Source organism: Halonotius terrestris, assembly GCF_006861665.1.
GTDB lineage: Archaea > Halobacteriota > Halobacteria > Halobacteriales > Haloferacaceae > Halonotius > Halonotius terrestris.
Genome location: NZ_RKLU01000003.1, coordinates 275642 through 281224 on the forward strand (window position 1 = coordinate 275642; position 5583 = coordinate 281224).

Annotated in this window: 7 protein-coding genes and 1 pseudogene (2 of these 8 only partly in view); 5 read left to right on the plus strand and 3 right to left on the minus strand. The window is 65.0% G+C overall.

All coding sequences use genetic code 11. The features are described from left to right. Positions 1-324 carry the 5' portion of a 7,8-didemethyl-8-hydroxy-5-deazariboflavin synthase subunit CofH gene (gene cofH / locus EGH24_RS08130; RefSeq protein WP_142979659.1) on the minus strand. The gene continues 1074 nt to the left of window position 1, outside the view, so only the first 324 of its 1398 coding nucleotides appear in the window; the start codon lies at positions 322-324; its stop codon lies beyond the left edge, outside the window. A 247-nt stretch (positions 325-571) separates the two neighbouring features. On the opposite strand from cofH, the gene EGH24_RS08135 reads away from it, so the two are divergent. The 3 genes from EGH24_RS08135 (at position 572) to EGH24_RS08145 (ending at position 2917) form a co-directional block, all read left to right on the plus strand. Then, positions 572-1321 (plus strand): hypothetical protein, encoded by a 750-nt coding sequence (locus EGH24_RS08135; RefSeq protein WP_185903274.1) that lies wholly within the window; start codon positions 572-574, stop codon positions 1319-1321. A 183-nt stretch (positions 1322-1504) separates the two neighbouring features. Next, on the plus strand, positions 1505-1750 hold the full coding sequence (locus tag EGH24_RS08140) for a PRC-barrel domain containing protein (protein WP_142979660.1): 246 nt from the start codon (positions 1505-1507) through the stop codon (positions 1748-1750). Positions 1751-1891: 141 nt separating this feature from the next. Then, positions 1892-2917 (plus strand): phosphoribosylaminoimidazolesuccinocarboxamide synthase, encoded by a 1026-nt coding sequence (locus tag EGH24_RS08145; protein ID WP_142979661.1) that lies wholly within the window; start codon positions 1892-1894, stop codon positions 2915-2917. A gap of 27 nt (positions 2918-2944) precedes the next feature. Here EGH24_RS08145 and EGH24_RS08150 read toward each other — a convergent pair whose 3' ends face one another. Further along, entirely contained in the window at positions 2945-3913 is a 969-nt protein-coding gene (locus EGH24_RS08150; protein ID WP_142979662.1) for a formyltetrahydrofolate deformylase, read from the minus strand. 147 nt (positions 3914-4060) lie between these two features. On the opposite strand from EGH24_RS08150, the gene purS reads away from it, so the two are divergent. Further along, entirely contained in the window at positions 4061-4324 is a 264-nt protein-coding gene (gene purS, locus EGH24_RS08155; RefSeq protein ID WP_142979663.1) for a phosphoribosylformylglycinamidine synthase subunit PurS, read from the plus strand. Continuing rightward, positions 4321-4998, plus strand: coding sequence for a phosphoribosylformylglycinamidine synthase I (gene purQ / locus EGH24_RS08160; RefSeq protein WP_142979664.1), 678 nt, complete (start codon positions 4321-4323; stop codon positions 4996-4998). The genes purS and purQ overlap by 4 nt, the downstream gene beginning before the upstream one ends. 21 nt (positions 4999-5019) lie before the next feature. Here purQ and EGH24_RS08165 read toward each other — a convergent pair. Beyond that, positions 5020-5583: pseudogene (locus tag EGH24_RS08165) on the minus strand (archaeosine biosynthesis radical SAM protein RaSEA) (it continues 514 nt past the right edge of the window).

Genomic DNA, 5583 nt, shown 5'->3' on the forward strand with positions numbered 1-5583 from the left:
TGCGGTGTCCTTGAAGTTNCAGAACAGACAGCCNNNGTTGCAGGCNGTNGTGACGTTGTTGTTGAGNTTNGCGACGAANGTCACNTCGTCGCCGACNNCCTCGGCGCGCCGGCGGTCGGCGNNNTCGAGGACGGTTTCCTTGCGTTCGTGGTCGATGCCGTCGCGGTCGCTGCCGGTCGTCAGCAGTTCGACGGCGTCGTCGACGGTCAGTCGGTCGCCATCGCGGGCCTTGGCGAGGGCGTTCTCGAAGGCCTGATCGCTCTCGGCGCGATGGTCGAAACTGATGTCGGCGGCGTCGAGATCGGCGGCCGACCGGCGACTCATTACCGGAGGGTTGGCCGTCGCCAGTAAAAAGCGGTCGGTCGCCGGCGGGGGCCGCCGGTGCCGACGACTGTCGAGCGATCGAAACACCGTCAGCTGGGCAGCGAACACGCGTCGCTACCGATACCCGACAGTAGGCTACAGCATATAGCTCGAATGATCATCCAAATCGCGGCTATGTAGTGCGATTCGGCCGTGGAGCGATGGGTTCAAGTAAGTATACGCTAACTGGACGTAGCTCCGGCGATCTATGGCTGCTCCACCCACAATCGACGCTGATTCCGACCCGCGGGTGACCGGCGAGTACGTCCGGCAGGTTACGGACGCTCACGGCACGCTGACGCTCCTCGGCGTCGTCCATGACCACCCGGCGAGTCGCTACCGGGTGCAACACGTCATCGAGCGCGTCGACCCCACGGTGCTCGCACTGGAGTTGCCACCGATGTCGATCCCGCTCTTCGAGCAGTACGCGGCCACGGACCGAACCCCGCCGACGTTCGGTGGCGAGATGAGCGCGGCGATTCAGGCCGCCAGCCCCGAGAGCGTCGTCGGCATCGACCGGCCGACCGGCGGCTTCTTCCGACGGCTCGGGCGAACGCTGCTGCGGGAACGCCCGTCGTTGGACACGATTCGACGCGTCGTCGCCAACGCCGTCGAAACGACGGAACACGCGCTGCTCTGTCGGGCCGCCGCGGCCGTCGGGGCCCGGACATCGGTCCGTTTCGAGGTCGATTCGCCGATCCCACACGACACCACGTGGACGGACAGTCCCGACGAGCAGGCACGCGACGAACGCGAGCAAGTCCGTCGCTCCCGGTCGTTCATGAGCGCGTTTCGAACCGCAAGCCGCTCGCGGGCCGCCCGACTCGAAGACGACGCGCGGGAGGCGGCGATGGCGACCCGGCTTGCCGAGCTCCACGAGCAGGATAGCGACATCGTCTGCGTTGTCGGCATCGACCACCTCGATTCGCTGGCCGAGCGACTGGGCGAGGCGGAGTAGCTGGCCTGATTAGCTGGAATTGCGGGTCGTTGGTGACGGGAACTGAACAGAATAAACCGCACCGAAATCCGGGGATACCGTTGGGTATGGACGGACACGCCTGCTGAAATACGGAGCTACCAGCCACCCCGTTCGGATACCACCTCTATAACAATGCCCGAAAGCGGTGTAGGCGCAGTTGCGATGGATCGAAACCACGTTACCGACGACGATCAGGGTAAAGCAGTAGTTGACTCGACCGGCCGAAAGATCGGGATGGTTACGGAGGTCAACTCCGGAACCGCCCACGTGAACGCCGACCCCGGCCTGACTGACACGATTCGGTCGAAACTCGGGTGGGGCGACGCCGACGAGGACGACTATGCCCTTGACGAGGACCGCATCCATACCATCACTGACGACGAAATCCGGCTCACGGACAGCTTCTAACAGCCGCCCCGATCCCGATTTTTTGCCGTTCGACAGATCCAGCAGCGGCCGCACCGAGCTCGACGCACAGAGTAATCGGGGGTCTGCGTTCCCAAACTCCAAAGAGCCAAATTGATACGCCCGGCCGTCGCCGATTTGAGCATGACCAGCGTCAAGGAGTTCCGGGTCGACCGCGAGCCGACCGCCACCGACCTCGGTGCGGGCCGGTTCGTCTTCACCGACGCCTACTCCGTTTTCGATTGGGGGCAGATGCCCGACGCGATTCCGGGGAAGGGAGCCAGCCTCTGTACGATGGGTGCGTTCAACTTCGAACGACTCGCCGAACGCGGCGTCCCGACCCACTACGAGGGTGTCGTCAACGACGACGGCGAGATCGTCGAACTGGCCGACTGTGAGGAGCCGCCAACGGAGATGGCGATTCAGTTGACGCAAGTGCCCGACCTCCCCTACGATAGTCAGACGGGATACGACTACACGGCCTACCACGACGCGGCCGGCGAGAACTTCCTGATCCCGCTCGAAGTCGTCTTCCGTAACACGGTCCCGGTCGGCTCAAGCCTCCGCAAGCGCGGCGACCCCGCTGACTACGGACTCGATGCCGACGAGTGGCCCGACGAGAAAGTCGCCCTCCCCGAGCCGGTCGTCGAGTTCTCCACGAAATACGAGGAGCAGGACCGCTATCTCAGCCGCGAAGAAGCCGACGACATCGCGGGCGTCGCCGCCATCGACGACCTCGAATCGGTCGCACTGGCAGTCAACGAACTGCTGAACGAGCAGGCCGCCGCGGCCGGCTTCACCCACGAGGACGGCAAGATCGAGTGTCTCTACCACGACGGCGAGATCCGCGTTGCCGACGTGGTGGGGACGTTCGACGAAAACCGGTTTTCGGTCGACGGCCACCAGCTCTCGAAGGAAGTGATCCGGCAGTACTACAAACGCGAACAGCCGGAATGGGTCGACGCTGTGTCCGAGGCGAAAGCTAACGTCGCCGACGCCGACGGAGCCGACTGGCGACCGCTCTGTGAGATCAAGCCGATTTCACTGCCCGAGGAGGTGCTGACTGCTGTCGCCGATATGTACACCGCGGGAGCAAACGCCTACACCGGCATCGACTGGTTCGACGCGCCGTCGCTGGCCGATGCGGTTGATGCAATTACTGACCTGTAGAGTACGGGGATCGCTGCCGACGCTTTCTCAGTCGTCAGCGATGCTCGGCGTCTCGCTTTCTTCGAGGTCGCTGTCGACCGGTTGGCTTGGATTTGCGTCTTGGGCTTCGGCCGAGAGGCCGAGTTGATACGCGTCGGGATCCGCACCGTCCCGCAGGCTCGTCCGTCCGCGGTGGACGGCGACCGCGTTGTCGAGGTGGAGTTCGACCGCCTCGATGAGGGCTTCGGCCTCAAGCGGTTGGCCGCGGGCTTTGATTTCATCGATAAGTGCATCGTCCGGCACGTCGAAGGCCCGCTGAGTGATGATCGGCCCCTGATCGAGGTCGGTCGTCACGTAGTGNGCNGTGACGCCNGCGATGCGGACGCCNTCCTCNNGNGCCTGCCGGTACGCCTCCGCCCCGGGGAACGCGGGCAGCAGGCTCGGGTGGATGTTGATGATGCGGTCCTCGTAGCGGAACACGACCTCCGGGCCGAGGATGCGCATGTACCGCGCGAGGACGATNAGNTCCNCGTCGTNNTCGNCNAGNANNTCGAGCATGCGGTCCTCGTCGGGCGAACCCTTGCCGTCGCCGATGTCGTAGAAGGGGATGTCGGTCGGCTCGACGAGATCTCGGAGCTTCCCGCGGTTGCTGATGACGGCGGCGATCTCCACGTCGAGTTCGCCGTCGCCGGAGGCAGCTTCCATCAGCGCCTCCAGACAGTGGGACTCCTTGGTGACACAGACCGCGATCCGTTTGGTTTCGCGGTCGCTGGGGAAGCGAACCTGAATCTCGACGCCGAGTTCGCGGCCCAACTCCGAGAGAGCGTCCCGGAGTTCGTCGCGCTCGCAAGTCATCTCGGCCGTGTCGACCCGCATCGACATCCGGAACAGGCCGTCGCGNACNGCCTGGTCGAGGTCCTCGATGTTGATNCCGCGCTCGAACAGCAGNGTNGTGACNCGNGCGATNANNCCNGTCTTGTCGCCGCCGATAACCGTGATCTCGGTCAGCTCCGTCATCGACACACCTCCACGCCGCGCTCGTTGGTCATTACCCGAGCGAACGCCGCCGCCAGCCAAAAGCGTGTCCATCCGGCGATATGGCCGCCAGCACCGGCGTCCGTGGCTTCGAAAAAGCTTTCCACGCCCCTCGCCGACTCCCCGCCAATGGCAGCCTACACCGCGACCGTGACCGTCCGCCTGAAACACGGCGTCCTCGATCCGGAAGCCGAAACGACCAAGCAGGCCCTCGAACGGCTCGGGTTTGAGCTCTCTGAACTCCGCTCGGCTGATCGCTTCGAGATCGACCTCGAAGCCGACGACGCCGCCGAGGCCGAGGAGCGCGCGGAGTCGATGGCCGAACGCCTGCTGGCGAATCCGACGATCCACGACTACGAGGTGTCGGCGGCCCCCGCCGCGGAGTCGGCATGACGGTCGCGGTCATCCAGTTCGGCGGCTCGAACTGCGACCGCGACGCCGTCCGCGCCCTNNAGNATCTCGNNNTCGACGCCGANNNCGTCTGGCACGAGGACGGCCTCCCCGAGGGGACCGAGGGAATCGTCGTCCCCGGCGGCTTCTCCTACGGCGACTACCTCCGCGCCGGCGCGATGGCCGCGCGCTCGCCCGTGATGGCNGAAGTCCGCGNCGCGGCCGNCGANGGCANCCCNGTNNTCGGCATCTGTAACGGCGCGCAGATCGGCTGTGAGTCCGGCCTCACCGAGGGTGCGTTCACGACGAACAAGAGCGCGCGCTTCCAGTGTGAGCACGTCCATCTCCGGGTCGAACGCGCCGACACGCCGTGGACCGAGCACTTCGAGACGGGCGACGTGATCGAAATCCCCATCGCCCACGGCGAAGGACGGTTCGAGATCACCGAGGAGCGATACGACGACCTCGTCGCCAACGACCGNGTGCTGTTCCGCTACTGNGACGCNGACGGNANCGTCACNGACGNNGCGAACCCGAACGGCTCGANGNNNAACGTCGCNGGCATCCTCGGCGAGCGCGACTCGGTCGCCGTGTTGATGCCACATCCAGAGCGGGCGACGCTGCCTGATGTTGGCGGCACCGACGGCGAAAACATTCTGACCGGCTTCCGCGCGTAAGCAGCTTTGACGGATTCTCTCTCAGCGCGTTAACGGCATCGCATAGCTCGTCTCTTCCTCGATGACGAGGTCCCACGTTCGCTCGCAGTCGCAACTCACCTGCTCAAAGACCGAGGGGTCCTGTCGGAGATCGAAGTCCTTGATGGCTTTCTGGACTCTGTCGTCACACTCGCCGCAGTTGTGTGCGCCGCGATCCGAGCCGTGACCGACCGGATCGGAGACAACGATGGCGTCGACGTCGGCGGTCCGCTCCAGCACGTCGGCGACCGACCAGAGCCACGGCGGGCGGTAGCCCCCCGCCCGGAACAGTTCGTTGACCATTGTGTACTCCTGGACGTTACACGGGTTCATCGACACCGTGTGACAGCCATCGACCGCCGCACAGCGGCGAACGGAGTCAACCATGTCGTCGCGGGCTTCGGCCTCCGAGAGGAAGGGCGGCTTCATCAGCAGATAGGCCTTGATCCCCGCACCGGCTTCTTTTGCGGTCTCGCAGGCGGCCTCGAAGTCGGCGAAATCGAAGTACTTGTTCACGCAGTCGTGNCGCACCCGGTCGGTCGCGGTNTCGAGNCCGACNGCGANGTC